Origin of the sequence: Vibrio sp. M250220 (assembly GCF_036533795.1) — a bacterium.
Classification (GTDB): Bacteria; Pseudomonadota; Gammaproteobacteria; order Enterobacterales; family Vibrionaceae; genus Vibrio.
The window spans coordinates 1-16730 of sequence record NZ_JATABI010000010.1 but is presented as its reverse complement, the minus strand read 5'-3'; the positions used below and the strand labels follow the sequence as shown (position 1 = coordinate 16730).

15 protein-coding genes, 1 tRNA gene and 2 pseudogenes are annotated in these 16730 nt (G+C 45.1%); 10 read left to right on the top strand and 8 right to left on the bottom strand.

All coding sequences use genetic code 11. The annotated features are described in order from the left end of the window. Positions 1–104 precede the first annotated feature (104 nt). Both QTN94_RS05780 and QTN94_RS05775 read right to left on the bottom strand, forming a co-directional pair. Positions 105–716, bottom strand: coding sequence for a DUF2913 family protein (locus QTN94_RS05780; protein ID WP_331427163.1), 612 nt, complete (start codon positions 714–716; stop codon positions 105–107). Between the two features lie 212 nt (positions 717–928). Beyond that, a tRNA-Arg gene (locus tag QTN94_RS05775) sits at positions 929–1005 on the bottom strand. A 202-nt stretch (positions 1006–1207) separates the two neighbouring features. On the opposite strand from QTN94_RS05775, the gene folD reads away from it, so the two are divergent. After that, a complete protein-coding gene (gene folD / locus QTN94_RS05770) occupies positions 1208–2071 on the top strand; it encodes a bifunctional methylenetetrahydrofolate dehydrogenase/methenyltetrahydrofolate cyclohydrolase FolD (RefSeq protein WP_269376082.1) in 864 nt (287 codons plus the stop codon). Between the two features lie 34 nt (positions 2072–2105). On the opposite strand, the pseudogene QTN94_RS05765 reads toward folD, so the two are convergent. The 3 genes and pseudogenes from QTN94_RS05765 to QTN94_RS05755 form a co-directional block, all read right to left on the bottom strand. Beyond that, positions 2106–2171 (bottom strand): annotated as a pseudogene (locus tag QTN94_RS05765) (IS200/IS605 family transposase); the annotation flags it as partial. A gap of 163 nt (positions 2172–2334) precedes the next feature. Further along, positions 2335–3300 (bottom strand): lytic murein transglycosylase, encoded by a 966-nt coding sequence (locus QTN94_RS05760; protein ID WP_138971567.1) that lies wholly within the window; start codon positions 3298–3300, stop codon positions 2335–2337. A gap of 44 nt (positions 3301–3344) precedes the next feature. Continuing rightward, a complete protein-coding gene (locus QTN94_RS05755; RefSeq protein WP_331427162.1) occupies positions 3345–3635 on the bottom strand; it encodes a YcgL domain-containing protein in 291 nt (96 codons plus the stop codon). 161 nt (positions 3636–3796) lie between these two features. On the opposite strand from QTN94_RS05755, the gene minC reads away from it, so the two are divergent. The 3 genes from minC to minE are packed head-to-tail and all read left to right on the top strand — an operon-like array spanning position 3797 to position 5554. Then, positions 3797–4459, top strand: coding sequence for a septum site-determining protein MinC (gene minC / locus QTN94_RS05750; protein WP_331427161.1), 663 nt, complete (start codon positions 3797–3799; stop codon positions 4457–4459). An 18-nt stretch (positions 4460–4477) separates the two neighbouring features. Next, the gene (minD, locus tag QTN94_RS05745) at positions 4478–5290 is read left to right on the top strand and encodes a septum site-determining protein MinD (protein ID WP_138971564.1); all 813 of its coding nucleotides are present in this window, start codon (positions 4478–4480) and stop codon (positions 5288–5290) included. Further along, the gene (minE, locus tag QTN94_RS05740) at positions 5291–5554 is read left to right on the top strand and encodes a cell division topological specificity factor MinE (RefSeq protein WP_138971563.1); all 264 of its coding nucleotides are present in this window, start codon (positions 5291–5293) and stop codon (positions 5552–5554) included. A gap of 342 nt (positions 5555–5896) precedes the next feature. Here the strand turns inward: minE and adhE are convergent, their stop codons facing one another. Then, positions 5897–8596 (bottom strand): bifunctional acetaldehyde-CoA/alcohol dehydrogenase, encoded by a 2700-nt coding sequence (gene adhE, locus QTN94_RS05735; RefSeq protein ID WP_269376089.1) that lies wholly within the window; start codon positions 8594–8596, stop codon positions 5897–5899. A gap of 633 nt (positions 8597–9229) precedes the next feature. Here adhE and QTN94_RS05730 point away from each other — a divergent pair. Together QTN94_RS05730 and QTN94_RS05725 are read left to right on the top strand one after the other, a co-directional pair. Next, positions 9230–9868 (top strand): YchE family NAAT transporter, encoded by a 639-nt coding sequence (locus tag QTN94_RS05730; RefSeq protein WP_138971561.1) that lies wholly within the window; start codon positions 9230–9232, stop codon positions 9866–9868. Between the two features lie 63 nt (positions 9869–9931). Continuing rightward, a complete protein-coding gene (locus QTN94_RS05725; RefSeq protein WP_269376091.1) occupies positions 9932–10768 on the top strand; it encodes an ion transporter in 837 nt (278 codons plus the stop codon). A gap of 151 nt (positions 10769–10919) precedes the next feature. Here QTN94_RS05725 and asd read toward each other — a convergent pair whose 3' ends face one another. Next, entirely contained in the window at positions 10920–12050 is a 1131-nt protein-coding gene (asd, locus tag QTN94_RS05720) for an aspartate-semialdehyde dehydrogenase (protein WP_331418472.1), read from the bottom strand. A gap of 449 nt (positions 12051–12499) precedes the next feature. On the opposite strand from asd, the gene nhaC reads away from it, so the two are divergent. Then, on the top strand, positions 12500–13945 hold the full coding sequence (gene nhaC / locus QTN94_RS05715; RefSeq protein ID WP_331427160.1) for a Na+/H+ antiporter NhaC: 1446 nt from the start codon (positions 12500–12502) through the stop codon (positions 13943–13945). Positions 13946–13989: 44 nt separating this feature from the next. Here the strand turns inward: nhaC and QTN94_RS05710 are convergent, their stop codons facing one another. Further along, entirely contained in the window at positions 13990–14223 is a 234-nt protein-coding gene (locus QTN94_RS05710; protein ID WP_331427189.1) for a hypothetical protein, read from the bottom strand. 178 nt (positions 14224–14401) lie between these two features. Between QTN94_RS05710 and QTN94_RS05705 the strand changes: the two are divergent. From QTN94_RS05705 to QTN94_RS05695, 3 genes and pseudogenes are all read left to right on the top strand, one after another. After that, positions 14402–15802 (top strand): annotated as a pseudogene (locus QTN94_RS05705) (IS3 family transposase). Positions 15803–15925: 123 nt separating this feature from the next. Further along, positions 15926–16324 (top strand): hypothetical protein, encoded by a 399-nt coding sequence (locus QTN94_RS05700; RefSeq protein WP_331427159.1) that lies wholly within the window; start codon positions 15926–15928, stop codon positions 16322–16324. Further along, complete coding sequence (locus QTN94_RS05695) at positions 16321–16707, top strand: hypothetical protein (protein ID WP_331417851.1); 387 nt, start codon at positions 16321–16323, stop codon at positions 16705–16707. Before QTN94_RS05700 ends, QTN94_RS05695 begins: the two co-directional genes overlap by 4 nt. Positions 16708–16730: the final 23 nt, after the last annotated feature.

Sequence of the window (16730 nt, the reverse complement as noted above, 5' to 3'; positions counted from 1 at the left end):
TTAGAACAATAGGGGGTAAATCACTTAAAAGTTTACTATGTTCACATGCAATAAGTAGAACATTATTATAACGTGTTTAGTCAGGAGGCTATGTGCCACTTTTTTTATTTTTGTAAGCTCAAAGAGATACGTACAAAGTCGCCATCTTCAAATTCGACTTTATGCTCAAATAAGGATGACGAATAAACAGTACGCATCAAGGTATGCTTTTCGCCGTGAGTCCCACGAAACAACATAGAAATATCCGCAACCAAGCGATTACGATTGTTGAAATGTGCGTTGAGATCCGTAGAAAGCACACACAGCAAACAGCCTTTCGGGTTATGTTTTAGATCCACCTCTTGAGGACTTGAAACCAACACAGTGGTGTTTAACTCCCTCTCTAAGGTGTTAACCAACAGCAAAAAACTGTCGAGATGAGGTAACTCGTCCCCTTCTACCGGCGGGAGTAAATTCCCAAGCATCCCTTCCATATCTAAGCGCTGTGAGCGAGCATGGCTGACTAACGAGCGTACTTTCTTCTTGAAGGGTTTGTATTTCTTGCTATTTGCAGCTTTGTTAAGCCAAGCAGAAAGAATATCGTTCACATCGGAACGTGGCTTTCTCGCCAAAGACACTGCGGTATGATTAGTGCGCAAATGAAGTAAAGCGTGAAGAGCAAGTTCTGCTAATAGCGGCTCAAATTCAGGTTTAATTTTAGTATGGATACTGCGCATGGTTCACTAAAGGTAGGTACTCGGTTCGAACTTGGCCAAGACGGAAACGTCAGAGGAGCGACATGCTACCGAAAAGCACAGCTTATGTACAGAGAGCATATTAAATCGGTTGAAATAGCGCCGAATATAGGTTGCGTATGTAACGATCCACCAGCACCACAGAAACGACAAAGCCCAGATAACTCATCGAGTTATCGGGGCTTCTGAATAAATGGCACGCCCTGTAGGATTCGAACCTACGACCACATCCTTAGAAGGGACGTGCTCTATCCAGCTGAGCTAAGGGCGCGCTACAGGGACAGGATTATACGAGTTCGAGGCGTTAAAACAAGAGCTTTTCTTAACATTCTGATCTGAATGACTAAAAAAAGGCCACTGAACTCTTATTTGATTAAAACCACCACAAAGCAAACGTTTGCTTATAGATGTTCGTCAAATAATTTGCGACAATGTGCTGCAAATACGTCGCCATTCATTTCTTAAGGAAAGTCATGACAGCTCAAAATATCGATGGAACTCTTATTTCACAAACTGTTCGTTCAGAAGTTGCAGCACGTGTTAAAGCTCGTAAAGAGGCGGGTCTTCGTGCACCAGGCCTTGCTGTTGTGCTCGTTGGTGAAGATCCTGCGTCACAGGTTTATGTCGGAAGTAAACGCCGTGCTTGTGAAGAAGTCGGTTTTGTTTCCAAATCATTTGACCTTCCAGCGACCACAACCGAGCAAGAACTGCTTGCGTTGATTGATGAGCTTAACGAAGATGCTCAGATAGATGGTATTTTGGTTCAATTACCCCTTCCTGCGGGTATCGACGCCACTCATGTGCTAGAGCGCATCCACCCAGAAAAAGACGTTGATGGTTTCCACCCTTACAACGTTGGTCGCCTAGCTCAACGCATCCCTAAGCTTCGCTCTTGTACGCCAAAAGGGATCATTACTCTACTAGACCGCTACAATGTCGAACTACGTGGTAAGCATGCCGTTATCGTAGGTGCATCAAATATTGTTGGCCGTCCAATGACTCTTGAGTTGTTGCTAGCAGGTTGTACAACAACAACGTGCCATCGCTTTACTAAGGATCTTGAGAGCCACGTTCGCCAGGCTGATGTGGTTGTAGTCGCAGTAGGTAAACCTAACTTTATCCCAGGTAACTGGATCAAAGAAGGTGCTATCGTGGTCGATGTGGGTATTAACCGTCTTGAATCAGGAAAGCTGGTCGGTGACGTCGAGTACGATAAAGCAAGAGAAAAAGCGAGCTTCATTACACCTGTACCTGGCGGTGTGGGACCAATGACAGTGGCAAGCTTAATCGAAAACACCATGCTGGCGTGTGAGCAGTTCCATACCAAGAAGAAATAGCGTAGAACTGGAGAAAGTTTGAAGGGTTGGCGCTTGGCGTCCAGACTATGTGGTACTGACACCTGTAATATACGTGTGAGGCGGATTCATATCTGCTCATGTTCTTTATTTCCTTCATTTGCTGGTTACAAACGAGGACATCTTGAACATGAGCGTTCTTCGGGCATAGCCCAAAGGAACGATCACCACCTTCTAAAGAAGGTGGTTTAAGGTTAGAAAAGAAAAAGGAGCTCTATGAGCTCCTTTGCTAACAAATTGATTCTCTACAGTGTAATTCTGTCCGCTAAATGACTAACAGCAAGTGCAAAGTAATAAGAGCGATTCCACTTCATCAATACATTGTAGTTGTTGTAAACCAGATAGACTCGGCCGTTGGCATTGTCTGGTGCCGTCAACCACGCATTGACATTCACTTGTGGCAATGCGCTTCCATCGTAACGTGTGATACCAAGTTGATTCCACTGCGCTAAGGTTTTCTCTTTACCCTCGACACGTCCCTCTAGGTTCATGTCGAAACCCTTTGGCAGTTTTACCTGACGCCCCCAAGTGTAAGTATCGTTCCAACCTGACTGACTTAAATAGTTAGCGGCGGAAGCGAACACATCCGCTTCGGTGTTCCAAATGTCCTTCTTGCCATCCCCATTACCGTCAGCGGCAAAAGATAGGAACGAACTTGGCATGAACTGACATTGCCCCATCGCGCCAGCCCAAGAACCTTTAAAGTCCTCAACGGCAATATGACCCTGTTCAAGAATCTGCAGCGCCGCCATGGTCTCTTTACGGAAAAAGTCTTCACGACGACCGTCATAAGCCATCGTCGACAGCGCATCAATCACAGGGTAATTACCCGTAAAACGACCAAAGTTACTTTCTACGCCCCATAGTGCAACGATAAACCGTGGCTGAACGCCGTACTCTTCACCAATGCGACTCAGCTCAGCATAGTGCTCTTTGTAGAGCTCTCTAGCTTGTTTTACTTTCCAATCGGGCACTGCGCGTGGAATATACTCATCTAGGGTGAGTTTTTTCTCAGGCTGATTCTTATCGGCTTTCACCGCACGCGGTTTGTGGGTGACATTATCGAACGCTTGCTCAATAACCGCCTCAGAAATACCGTTTTGGCGAGCCTCAACTTTTAAACCTTCAACGTATTCCTCAAAGCTCACTTCATTAGCGAAAACCGATGAGGCGAGCGTGACCCCTAGAGCGACTGACATTAGTTTTTTCACATTGCCCTCCTTGAGCAACAGAATCTAACAGTCCGAATATAAATTTATTCTTCTTCAGGCTGCTGACGAGCTTGTTTTTGCTCTTTGTATTCATCAAGTAAATTTTTCGGTGGTGGCGGTAGTTGAAGGAAAAAGCCGTCATCTTTCAGTGACTGCTTCACTTTCTCTACGTCTACTTGAGCTAGTGTACGCCCCTCTAACTTCACCACCATAGCCATAATAGGTTTGCCAAACATCTGCATTAATGTGTCAGGAACTTGTGAGAAATCATCCTTTTTAGGGATATATAAGTAAGCGCCTTCTTTTTTAGAACTTTTGTATATTGCACAAAGCATTGGAAGCCTTTTATCGTTTTAATTCATGGAACGTCAATGTTTCGCTATTTTTTTAAGCAAAACGGTCAATTGGGCACAAGATAACTTGCTGAGCTTATTCTAGGAATATAACATGACAACCCTAGTCTCAGGCAACGCCCTTAAGAGGTTGTACGTAAAAGATGTCAAATACTCCAGACCTAAAAGGCAGTAGCTTCACTTTGTCAGTTTTACACCTTTCTGACAACGATGTGGACAAAACTATTCATTTCTTACAAGAAAAAGTCGAGCAAGCCCCTGCTTTCTTCGCTCACGCGCCCGTGGTAATCAATATCGCGAAAGTAGAAAGCGATCTTGACTTTTCGAGGCTAAAACAAGGCATATCTCAAGCTGGGATGATTCCTGTCGGCGTTACTGGCTGTAAAGACAAGCGCACGCAAAACCTGGCTTCTGAGGCCAACTTTGCCGTGATGTCTGCCAGTAAGTCGCCTGCTCAAGCACCTGCAAAAATGAGCGCGACAAAAATTGTCCGTACTCCAGTTCGCTCAGGGCAACAGATCTATGCCAAAGACAGCGATCTTATCGTACTGAATCATGTCAGTGAAGGAGCTGAGGTTATCGCAGATGGTTCTATTCATATCCTCGGAACACTTCGTGGCCGAGCGATTGCCGGCGCAAGTGGGAACACTGGTGCAGTCATCATCTGCAATAAACTTAATGCCGAATTAATGTCGATTGCCGGACACTACTGGCTTACGGAGCAATTCTCCGAAGAGTTCTGGCAACAAAAAGTTATGTTCAGTTTGAACGACGACTCGCTCAAGTTCGAGTTGTTAACGATTTAATATTATAAGGAACACATAATGGCACGCATTATTGTTGTCACATCAGGTAAAGGCGGGGTGGGTAAAACAACCTCCAGCGCCGCTATCGCATCAGGCCTGGCTGTAAAAGGAAAGAAAACCGCGGTTATCGATTTTGATATCGGCCTACGTAACCTTGATTTAATCATGGGTTGTGAGCGTCGCGTTGTGTACGATTTCGTTAATGTCATCAATGGTGAAGCAACATTAAACCAAGCTTTGATTAAGGACAAACGTACCGACAATCTATTCATTCTGCCTGCTTCACAAACACGTGATAAAGACGCACTGACCAAAGAAGGCGTGCGCCGCGTTCTTGATGAGCTGGATGAGATGGGCTTTGATTTCGTTATCTGTGATTCACCTGCTGGTATCGAGCAAGGCGCTCTGATGGCGCTATACTTTGCAGATGAAGCCATTGTGACCACCAACCCAGAAGTCTCTTCAGTACGCGATTCAGACCGTATTTTAGGTATTCTCGACTCTAAGTCACTTCGTGCCGAAGAGGGGCTTGAGCCTGTAAAACAGCATCTGCTGCTTACACGTTACAACCCTGCTCGTGTTAATCAGGGTGAAATGCTTAGCGTTGAAGACGTAGAAGAAATTCTGCATATTTCGCTTCTTGGGGTTATTCCAGAAAGTCAGGCTGTGCTGAACGCATCAAACAAAGGCGTACCAGTCATTTTTGATGATCAGTCAGATGCAGGTATGGCCTATGATGATACGGTAGAGCGTCTGCTTGGCCAGCAAGTGGATTTCCGCTTCCTGACCGAACAGAAGAAAGGGATTTTCAAACGACTTTTCGGAGGCTAAATGTCATTACTAGAGTTTTTCCGTCCGCAGAAAAAAAGCTCGGCCAACTTAGCCAAAGAGCGTTTACAAATCATCGTTGCAGAGCGTCGCAGTCAAAGCGACCCTGCACCGTCTTATCTGCCTCAGCTAAAGGAAGATATCCTTAAAGTCATCGGCAAATACGTCGCGGTTGATCCATCAATGGTCGACCTATCTTTTGAGCACAAAGATGATGATATTTCCGTTCTTGAGCTCAATATTAAGCTTCCAGATGACGAAAAATAGAAGCTAGAAGCTAGAAGCTAGAAGCTAGAAGCTAGAAGCTAGAAGCTAGAAGCTAGAAAAAAGGGTTGACGTGAGAGCGTCAACCCTTTTCTTTTAAATTCAGGTAATTAAGCTTAAATATCAGCAAGCGCTGCCTGCAACTTTCGATTCACTCATCACAAGCTCCTCTCGAAGGACGAAGTCCGGTCTATAATCTCGTAGGGCGCAGCCCGTTCTCGGAGCGTAGCGTTCTAACCTCTCACATCTCAAAAAAAAGCCCCAGTCTTTCGACTGGGGCTTAGTCTTTTCCCGATAAGTAGGTTTCGTGCTAGCGAAAACCTATCTCAAACTGAATCTTACTTATTACGCTTCAGCTTTTGCTTTTTTCGCTTTAGGCGCGTCTTTCGCTACTTGGTCAGCTTTCTTTTTGATAACTGTAGTACCTTCGAAAGTTTCACCTTCTACGAACGCTTTACCGTAGTAAGAAGCAAGTAGAACTTCTTTAAGCTCAGCGATTAGTGGGTAACGTGGGTTCGCACCTGTACACTGGTCATCGAACGCTTCAACTGCTAGTTCATCTAGTTTAGCAACGAAATCAGCTTCAGATACACCAGCCGCTTGGATAGACATTGGGATATCTAGGTTAGCTTTTAGTTCATCCAACCATGCTAGTAGACGTTCAATCTTCTGAGCAGTACGGTCACCTTCTTGGCTTAGGCCTAGGTGGTCAGCAACCTCAGCGTAACGACGACGTGCTTGTGGACGGTCGTATTGAGAGAATGCAGTCTGCTTAGTTGGGTTGTCGTTCGCGTTGTAACGTACAACGTTAGAGATTAGTAGTGCGTTCGCCAGACCGTGTGGTAGGTGGAACTCAGCACCAATCTTGTGCGCCATAGAGTGACAAACACCTAGGAATGCGTTCGCAAATGCTACACCAGCGATAGTTGCAGCGTTGTGTACTTTTTCACGAGCGATTGGGTCGCCTGCACCGTTCGCGTAGCTTGATGGTAGGTACTCTTTTAGCATCTTAAGTGCTTGTAGAGCCTGACCGTCAGAGTATTCGTTCGCTAGAACTGATACGTAAGCTTCTAGAGCGTGAGTTACTGCATCGTAACCACCGAATGCTGTTAGAGACTTAGGCATGTTCATAACAAGGTTAGCATCAACGATAGCCATGTTTGGCGTGATTTCGTAGTCAGCTAGTGGGTACTTAGCACCAGTCTTGTCGTCAGTAACAACCGCGAATGGAGTAACTTCTGAACCCGTACCTGAAGTTGTAGTGATACATACAAGCTCAGCTTTCTTACCCATTTTAGGGAACTTGTAGATACGTTTACGGATGTCCATAAAGCGCATTGCAAGTTCTTCAAAGTGAGTTTCTGGGTGCTCGTACATTACCCACATGATTTTCGCAGCATCCATCGGAGAACCACCACCTAGAGCGATGATAGTGTCTGGTTGGAAGCTCTTCATTGCTTCAGCACCTTTCTCTACTACAGATAGAGTTGGATCTGCTTCTACGTCGAAGAACGTTTGAACTTCCATGCCTTGCGCTTTAAGTAGGCGTACTACGTCATCTGCATAACCGTTGTTGAATAGGAAACGGTCAGTTACTAGGAATGCGCGTTTCTTACCTTCTAGGTCGCTAAGTGCGATTGGAAGGCTACCACGACGGAAGTAGATAGACTTAGGTAGTTTGTGCCACAACATGTTTTCAGCTCGCTTCGCTACAGTTTTCTTGTTGATTAGGTGCTTAGGACCTACGTTCTCAGAGATAGAGTTACCACCCCATGAACCACAACCTAGAGTTAGAGAAGGTGCAACGTTGAAGTTGTACAGGTCACCGATACCACCGTGAGTCGTCGGGATGTTGATTAGGATACGAGCAGTCTTCATCTTGTCACCGAAGTAACGGATGCGGTCTGCATTTACGTCTTGGTTAGTGTATAGACCAGACGTGTGACCGATACCACCGATCTCAACCATTGTTACCGCTTGAGCAACTGCGTCTTCGAAGTTGTCTGCACGGAATAGACCAAGCGTTGGAGATAGTTTCTCGTGTGCAAATGCGTCGTCGTAAGATACTTTGCCTAGACCTTCACCAACTAGAACTTTAGTGTCAGCTGGTACTGATACGCCTGCCATTTCAGCGATTGCTGGAGCTGGTTGACCAACGATTTTCGCGTTTAGTGCACCATCGATAAGAAGAACTTTACGAACTTTCTCTGCTTCTGCTTTGCTTAGAACGTAAGCTTTGTGAGAAGCGAAACGCTCTTTAACTTCGTCATATACTTCATCAACAACGATTGCAGCCTGCTCAGAAGCACATACTACGCCGTTATCGAAAGTTTTAGACATTAGGATAGATGCTACAGCACGTTTGATGTCTGCTGTTTCATCGATAACTACAGGAACGTTACCTGCACCTACACCGATTGCTGGCTTACCAGAAGAGTATGCTGCTTTAACCATGCCTGGACCACCAGTTGCAAGGATAAGAGCGATGTCATCGTGCTTCATAAGAGCGTTAGAAAGCTCTACAGATGGCTGGTCGATCCAACCGATGATGTCTTTTGGAGCACCTGCTGCTACTGCTGCTTCTAGAACAAGTTTCGCTGCGTCGTTAGTAGAGTTCTTAGCACGTGGGTGTGGTGAGAAGATGATACCGTTACGAGTCTTCAGAGAGATTAGAGATTTGAAGATCGCTGTAGAAGTTGGGTTAGTTGTTGGTACGATACCGCAGATGATACCTACTGGTTCAGCGATAGTCATAGTACCTAGGTTGTCATCCTCTTCAAGGATGCCACATGTTTTTTCGTCTTTGTATTTGTTGTAGATAAACTCAGAAGCGAAGTGGTTCTTGATTACTTTATCTTCAACAATACCCATACCAGATTCTTCAACCGCTTGTTGAGCTAGCGGGATACGAGCTTGGTTAGCTGCAAGAGACGCAGCGCGGAAGATTTTGTCTACCTGCTCTTGAGAGTAAGTAGCGAACTCTTCTTGCGCTTTCTTGACGCGAGCAATCATTGCATCTAGTTCAGCCATATTAGTTACAGGCATAGGGATTCTCCTAAAATTAGCAAATATTAAAAACTTTTTATTAAGAGTGCTGTTCGGAAGTCTTCTTTGTCAGCAATCAGAACAGGCTTCTTAGTAAATTGCTTTCAAGGCTGAGTATATTATTTCAGGTTGTGAAAAAAATTGACCCAGATCAGTTCTGAAAAACTATTTACCTAATAAGTGGTACACCAATCCCAAAAACAATCGTAACCCAATGATAAATAACAATTTAGATCACATTTTATTATTGAGCAAAAATAAAGCAAACAGTCAGACAACCACGAAAAATCTCAACATCTTGTAAAAAAGTTTCATTTTTTGGCCACAAACTTACATGTAGTCCACAAACTTTGTGCTACTGAGAGTATATCCAATGGATCATTTCTCTCTACAATTGGACTTATTTTTTATTGAAAATGTGCAATTGTTAACGTTTGTGTAAACATCAGCCCGCAAGCTCGTCCATTCTACGTAACAAAGTGTGTCATTTGTGTTTACTATTCTTTCAATAATAAGATTTTCTCAGTAATGAAAGAGGTTCTGCTTTAGTTTTTTTCATTCGTCGATGAATATATTTTCGACTATATTCCGCAAATGACCTGTTCCCTCTGTTGATTACTTTTAGGATCACGAATGCAAACGTTCGAAATCGCTATATTTTTGCAGTTCTTTCTTGGCTTGGTGGCGGCGGTTAACCCCGTTGGGATCATGCCGGTATTTGTTTCATTGACTGGGCATATGACTCAGGAAGAGAAGCACAAGACTGCCGTTACCGCTAACATTGCCGTCGCAATTATTTTGGTTGTCTCGCTACTCGCCGGACAAATGCTATTGGATATGTTTAGCATCTCTCTCGATTCGTTTCGTGTTGCCGGTGGCCTGCTGCTGCTAAGTATCGCCTTCTCGATGATGAGCGGTAAATTGGGCGAAGATAAGCAGAACAAGCAGGAGAAAACCGAATACGTCAGCCGCGAACAGATTGGTGTGGTTCCACTGGCTATGCCCTTGATGGCTGGTCCGGGTGCGATTAGCTCAACCATCGTCTACGGTTCTCGCTACCCTGCAATGTTCGACACTATGGGGATCATCGTCACTATCCTGCTATTCAGTCTTTGTACTTGGCTGTTGTTCCGCTCAGCGCCTTTAATTGTTCGCTTTCTTGGCCAAACCGGAATCAACGTCATCACTCGTATCATGGGTCTGATCCTCGGTGCTCTGGGTATAGAGTTTATCGCTAACGGTCTGCGTAACCTGTTCCCGGGTTTAGCCTAATCTCGCTATCTTCTGGTATGATGTTGCCATTCATTTCGTGTTTAACAATGACAGTGCAACATCATGCCTCGCAAGCCTTTTAAACATCATTTGTATGTGATCATTTTCGGCACCCATACCCCTGCCGGTCGCGCCTTTGATATCGCGCTGATTATTGCCATCATCGCCTCTTTGGCAGTGTTAATCATTGAGTCCCTACCTAATGTATTAGACGATTGGTCACAACAACTTCGATACATCGAATATACCTTTACCGCACTCTTCACAATTGAGTATCTACTTCGACTCTATTGCTCACCTAAACCCAGTTCCTATGCGATGAGCTTTTATGGGGTGGTCGACCTACTCGCAATTCTTCCCACCTATTTGGCTATCTTCTTCCCTGGGGCGAGCTTTATGGGCGTGGTACGTCTGTTACGTGTGATGCGTATCTTCCGTATCCTAAAACTGGTGCGTTACCTTCAAGATTCAAACATTCTGATGCGTTCGCTATTGATGGCTCGACGTAAAATTTTCATTTTCTTTAGTGCTGTGGGAATTTTAGTCACCATCTTTGGTGCGCTGATATTTGTTATTGAAGGTCCTGAGAATGGATTTACCAGCATTCCTAAAAGCATTTACTGGGCAATCGTGACGATCACAACCGTTGGCTACGGAGATATGGTGCCACAGACAGATTTAGGAAAGGCGATTGCGTCGCTAACAATGTTGCTCGGCTACTCGATTCTTGCGGTTCCGACCGGGATTATTACCGCCGAACTAAGCAATGAGATGAGTGCCCACAAACAACTGGTCAAGTGCCCAAACTGTAACCGAGCGGGTCATGATTCAGATGCTATGCACTGTAAGTACTGCGGTAGCCAATTGGCAGACCCAGATAAGCGTGTTGTAGTAGAGTAGAGGCAAGAAAAATTGAAGGGTTGACAATAGTTGTCAACCCTTGTGTTTTTAATTCAGATAATTAAGACCAACAGAACCACGATACTCAGTTACTTTCGAGGCAATCACTGCTGTTGTTCTCGAAGCGCAGCGTTCTAAACTCTCGCCTCTCTTAAGCTTTCTCAGCCAAGATGATTCGCAATGTGCGGCGTAGCGGCTCTGCTGCACCCCAAAGTAGCTGGTCACCGACAGTGAACGCGTTTAGGAAATCATCGCCCATTGCCATCTTACGGAGACGACCAACAGGGATAGACAGTGTGCCAGTCACTTTAGCTGGCGTCAGCTCTTGCGCGGTGATGTCACGATCGTTTGGAATCACTTTAACCCAATCATTATGAGTTGCGATGATCTCTTCAATCTCATCCATAGGTACATTCTGCTTTAGCTTGATAGTAAGCGCTTGAGAGTGACAACGCATCGCACCGATACGTACACAGGTACCATCGATAGGAACCGGTGAATCTTGGAAACCAAGAATCTTGTTCGCTTCAACACCCGCTTTCCACTCTTCTTTGCTTTGACCATTGTCGCGCTTCACATCAATCCATGGGATCAATGACCCTGCTAGAGGAACGCCAAACTTGTCTGTTGGGAACGAACCGCTGCGCATGGTATCAGCAACTTTCTTGTCGATATCAAGGATAGAGCTCGATGGGTTAGCAAGTTCACTGCTAACTGAGTCATTGATTACACCCATTTGAGAAATAAGTTCACGCATGTTCTGTGCACCAGCACCCGAAGCCGCTTGATAAGTCATGGCACTCGTCCATTCAACCAAGCCTTTTTCGAACAGACCACCAAGACCCATTAGCATCAAGCTAACCGTACAGTTACCACCAACAAAGGTGTTAGTACCAGCGTGAATACCTCGCTGGATTTGCGCCAAGTTTACTGGATCGAGTGTGATGATAGAATCTTGCGCCATACGTAAGGTTGACGCTGCGTCAATCCAGTAGCCCTTCCAACCAGCTTGGCGCAGTGCTGGATATACTTGCTCCGTGTAGCTACCACCCTGACAGGTAATGACGGCATCAAGCTGCTTTAAGCTTTCAATATCAAATGCGTCTTGTAGCATTCCAGCATCTTTGCCTACCTTACTATTTCCAAATAAGGGAGCTGGGATGCCAATTTGAGATGTGCTGTAAAAAACTGGTTCAATAAGGTCAAAATCTTTCTCTTCAACCATACGTTGCATAAGTACAGAACCGACCATGCCGCGCCAACCAACTAAACCTACTCTCATTCTCAACTCTCCGTGTAATCAACTTAAATAATGGGATACCCCAATATTCAATTTTCGAAGCAAAATCTCAAGGAAAAATTGCATCAAATCTGTAACTTTTATCTACTCCCACTCCAAATAAGTGCAAAACCTACATTTTGCTCCCTTTTTGTTCGATTGTTATTTTCACAAACAAAACAAATGCTTCTTAAAACATAAGTGAAAAATACGTGCCACACCTTGATTACATTTCAAAACATTTCAACTCATTAAAATTAACGAATTACCATATATTTAACCGCAATAAATCACCATTACAGACTCAAATCACATTGAATGGACATTTTATCGAAATATTATTCTAACTACGGTAAAGTGCCACTCGTACCAAAAAGGAGTTAACACTCGTAAAGCAGATAGTGCAGTGGCTTCTATTTGCTCTTGCTCACAACATTTATAAGAGGCTCTGTATGACGCAACTTACCCCACGTCTACCCAGCTTGATCCAGGTTATCGTCTCCCTTGGATTGTTCCTATTGATGGCATTTTCGTTCACTGCCCAATTGGATCTTCCTATCCAGCTTGCCCTATACATTGGCTGGTTCATTATCATGGTGCTCGGCATACGTTTAGGACACCAGTACAAGGATCTTGAGAAAGCAGCATTGGACGGCATATCCAACGGCTTGGGAGCGGTACTCATTCTACTGGCAGTCGGCGCGCTTGTTGGCACTTGGATTTCAGGCGGTATCGTTCCTACCATCATTTACTATGGTCTGAAAGCAATTCACCCTTCAATTTTCCTTCTTGCAACGATGATCATCTGTTCACTGACGGCACTCGCAACGGGCACATCATGGGGTGCGGCCGGCACCGCGGGTATTGCGATGATGGGGATTGGTCAGGGACTTGGCGTTCCAGCACCGATTACCGCTGGTGCGGTACTTTCTGGCTGTTACTTTGGCGATAAGATGTCACCACTGTCTGATTCCGTGATCCTAGCTTCTTCGATGTCCAACGTAGAAGTCGTAGAACACATTAAAGGGATGCTGCCAGTGGCTTTAATCAGCTACATCATTACTGGCATCATGTTCACCGCGTTTGGTTTCCACTACGCTGGCAACGTTGACATGACTCAGGTGCAATCTGTTATTCAGGCGATGGAAGAGCAGTTCTACATCACCCCTTACTCATTCGTCCCTGTCGTGATCGTTCTTGGTCTACTGGCGATGCGTATGCCTTCATTCCCTGTGATCAGCTTCGGCTCACTTCTCGGGATTATCTGGGCGGTGATGATTCAAGATGTTAACTTCCTTCAAGCATTCAACACTGCGTGGGCACCTTTTGAAATCTCATCTGGCGTAACGTTCATTGACTCAATCCTAAACCGTGGTGGCATGTCATCAATGCTCGGTTCAGTTGCAGTCATTGTGTTTGGTCTAGGATTTGGTGGCTTGCTCGATAAAGTGGGTGTGCTAGAGACCATCGCAAAACTATTTGAACGTCGAGTACAGAGCGCAGGTTCACTTGCCACAAGCACGATTGCTACCGCCTTTATGGGTAACGTTTTCGGTTCAGCGATGTATGTGTCACTGATCCTAACCCCTAAGATCTGTGCTAAGAACTATGACCGTCTAGGTTACAAGCGTAAAAATCTTTCTCGTAACGCAGAGTTTGGCGGTACCTTGACTTCGGGCATGGTGCCTTGGAGCGATAACGGTATCTACATGGCGAGCATCCTTGGTGTCGCAACACTTTCTTATGCGCCGTTCATGTGGTTAAGCTTTGTTTGTATCCTCGTCACCATCATTACGTCATATATGGGTTGGTTTGTTGATAAATGCGAACCAATTGAAGGCGCTGAATTGGCTTCAGAGGCTCAACAACCAGAGCAGCTGGCTAAGCAAACGGTTTAACCTCTATTGACTGCGAAAAAGCGCCTAATCTGGGGTAACTCCTATCACTTAACGTGTTTGGAACGAACAGGGTAGCGAGTTTTACTCATACGAACGGTCCTTGATTTGGGCCGTTTTTTTCGTTCTGGCAGAATGTAACGCTTCACTTGCTCTCGCATTGCCCTCAACTTCCCAACGCTCGAAGTAGACATCCATTTCGACAATAACTTAGCCAATGTTTCCACTGGCATATTGGTGATCCACTGCTGATTTTCTTGTTGGTGCTGTTCTGAAAACAAAAAGTTAGCAACAAAGTAGCCACTTTCTTAGTCGGTGGCTGGACCGAGTCACTTGCCAGTCTCTGGATCTAACGGGGTACTACGATACTCTTCACCAGCTAAAATGTCGTAGTGCCCCCTCTGGCAGGATAGTTGTCACTGTTAAAATTTAACCAGTGTAGGGCGGTAAGAGTGAATTGTGTCTCGTATTCCAACAGAAAGAAAAGAAGCCATATTGAAGAAGCTACTGCCTCCATACTCATTGTCAGTGAGCGAACTTTCAAAAGAGGAAGGTATTAGCACCGCAACCCTGTATCATTGGCGACAGCAACTCAGACGTTCAGGAGCCGCAGTGCCAAACAGCAACACTTCATCAGAGCAGTGGTCTGCTCAAACTAAACTCGCCATCGTCTCCGAGACTTACTCGATGACCGAGAATGAACTCAGCCAATATTGTCGTGAAAAAGGTCTGTTTCCAGAGCAAGTTCAACGCTGGCGCAGCGAATGCATGCAAGGCTTCATGTCGAGTAAAGAGCGGGAAGCGGAAGCAAAGAAACAGGCCAAAGCGGATAAGCTTGAAATCAAAGAACTTAGGAAGGAGTTACGCCACAAAGAAAAGGCGCTCGCTGAAACGGCTGCCCTGTTGGTTCTACGAAAAAAGCTCAGAGCCTTTTACGGGGAAGAGCCAGAGGACGACTAACCTCAACCGATGAAAGGCAGTACCTGATTACGCTTATCCACGATGCCAAGCAAAGTGGTTGCCGCTTAGAGCGAGCTTGTTATGAGGTTCAAATTGACCTGAGGACGTATCGTCGATGGTATCGGCAAGGAGAGATCCAAGCGGATAAAAGACCGACCAGTGTCAGACCAGAGCCAGCTAACAAGCTCTCTCAGCAAGAACGTGATGCAATTATCGAGGTGTGTAACCGCCCAGAGTTCGCGAGTTTACCTCCAACTCAAATCGTACCGACACTGCTTGATAAAGGTGAGTATATCGCCTCAGAGTCGAGCTATTATCGAGTACTGAGTGCACAAGGACAACTTCACAACCGAGGCCGTCAACGGAGCAGAAAAACGCATGCTAAGCCAACGAGTTATACGGCGACAGGTTCGAACCAAGTCTACACATGGGATATCACTTACTTGCCTTCAACGACCCGAGGCCAGCACTATTATCTGTACGTCATAGAAGATATCTACAGCCGCAAAATCGTGGGGTATGAAGTCTATGAATGTGAGTGTGGCGAGTTAGCATCACAACTCCTGCAACGGACGTTGATGCGAGAACAGTGCTTCAGCCAACCGCTGGTTCTTCACTCAGATAACGGTGCGCCTATGAAGTCGCTGACGTTCAAAGCGAAGATGGATGAGTTAGGCATTACCTCATCGTATAGCCGTCCAAGAGTCAGTGATGATAATCCGTATGTTGAGTCGTTGTTCCGCACGGTAAAGTACATGCCAAATTGGCCGACAAAAGGCTTTGAAAGTCTCGGTATTGCTCGCAGCAAAACAGCGAAAACCTGAGCGCTGGCCTGGTGATATCAGGAACTGTGAACCAGTTGGTAACGTACACCTAAATCCAGAAAGAGAAGCAGCTTAATAAGCAAGCAAATGATGGCAACTATCTTGAAAAACACCGCTCTCTACTCATTCTATTATCCATAATGCTGATGAAATTATTGCAAAAGGTCTGGTACCGAATTTAGGTAAGCGTATAGCGAATGTGGCGATTGGTATCGCGACATCTCGTGGAGTTGGTTACGTAGGGCTAGTGCTTGGTGCAGCAAGTGGTACGAAGAATATTTATGAAGCCTGCTCTGTTGACGGCTCAGGAGAATGCGGCAAAGTGACGTCTCGTGAAATAACAGGATTTATTGGTGGTGTCGGTGGGGGAACCATCGGTGGAAATATCGCAGCCGGCGGTACTCTTTTGGTATTGGGTATTGTAGGAGTTACCTCTGCGCCTGTGTTAGCGATTGCTTCAATTAGTGCTTTTGTTGCAGGAGGCGCGGTTGGTGGAATTGGCGGCTCAATGTTAGGTAAAGCTACTGGTGACATTATGTATATTGCTTATCAGTGGGGGAAAGATCAGGTTGAAGCTATTCAGGAAAATGCTAGATGATTACATTTAAATTAGTTTTGGCCTTATTTACAGTGCTTATATTTTGGTGTTTTATTATTTGGTGTGTACTCGGTGCGATTATGTTCGCTATGGTTTCATTCGGAAATATTGAACGAATTGTATTTATTGACAAGCAATTAGCTAGGAATTTGGATAAATATTACGATGAGCAAGGATATATGAAATGGAACTATCAAATGTCCTACGCAATTGGAACTCGATTGATGTGTTACTGGCTTGCCTATCCTTTTATCAGACATAGAGTGACCACTAAATCTAAAAAATTCAGACTGTTTATGTGGGTTAATTGTATTGGCAGCTGGATCTTTGTTATCGCATCATGCTTTTCCCTATTGGTGGAATGGCTGGAGACTATAGGTTAATCATTCACTGAAGCTGTACACCG

What these genes read in the sequence shown, in the direction of transcription:
- minC (WP_331427161.1), top strand. Translation starts at nt 3,797, where the DNA reads ATGTCAAATACTCCAGACCTAAAAGGCAGTAGCTTCACTTTGTCAGTT.
- QTN94_RS05730 (WP_138971561.1), top strand. Translation starts at nt 9,230, where the DNA reads ATGCAAACGTTCGAAATCGCTATATTTTTGCAGTTCTTTCTTGGCTTG.
- adhE (WP_269376089.1), bottom strand. Translation starts at nt 8,596, where the DNA reads ATGCCTGTAACTAATATGGCTGAACTAGATGCAATGATTGCTCGCGTC.
- folD (WP_269376082.1), top strand. Translation starts at nt 1,208, where the DNA reads ATGACAGCTCAAAATATCGATGGAACTCTTATTTCACAAACTGTTCGT.
- QTN94_RS05725 (WP_269376091.1), top strand. Translation starts at nt 9,932, where the DNA reads ATGCCTCGCAAGCCTTTTAAACATCATTTGTATGTGATCATTTTCGGC.
- asd (WP_331418472.1), bottom strand. Translation starts at nt 12,050, where the DNA reads ATGAGAGTAGGTTTAGTTGGTTGGCGCGGCATGGTCGGTTCTGTACTT.
- QTN94_RS05695 (WP_331417851.1), top strand. Translation starts at nt 16,321, where the DNA reads ATGATTACATTTAAATTAGTTTTGGCCTTATTTACAGTGCTTATATTT.
- minD (WP_138971564.1), top strand. Translation starts at nt 4,478, where the DNA reads ATGGCACGCATTATTGTTGTCACATCAGGTAAAGGCGGGGTGGGTAAA.
- minE (WP_138971563.1), top strand. Translation starts at nt 5,291, where the DNA reads ATGTCATTACTAGAGTTTTTCCGTCCGCAGAAAAAAAGCTCGGCCAAC.
- QTN94_RS05755 (WP_331427162.1), bottom strand. Translation starts at nt 3,635, where the DNA reads ATGCTTTGTGCAATATACAAAAGTTCTAAAAAAGAAGGCGCTTACTTA.
- QTN94_RS05780 (WP_331427163.1), bottom strand. Translation starts at nt 716, where the DNA reads ATGCGCAGTATCCATACTAAAATTAAACCTGAATTTGAGCCGCTATTA.
- nhaC (WP_331427160.1), top strand. Translation starts at nt 12,500, where the DNA reads ATGACGCAACTTACCCCACGTCTACCCAGCTTGATCCAGGTTATCGTC.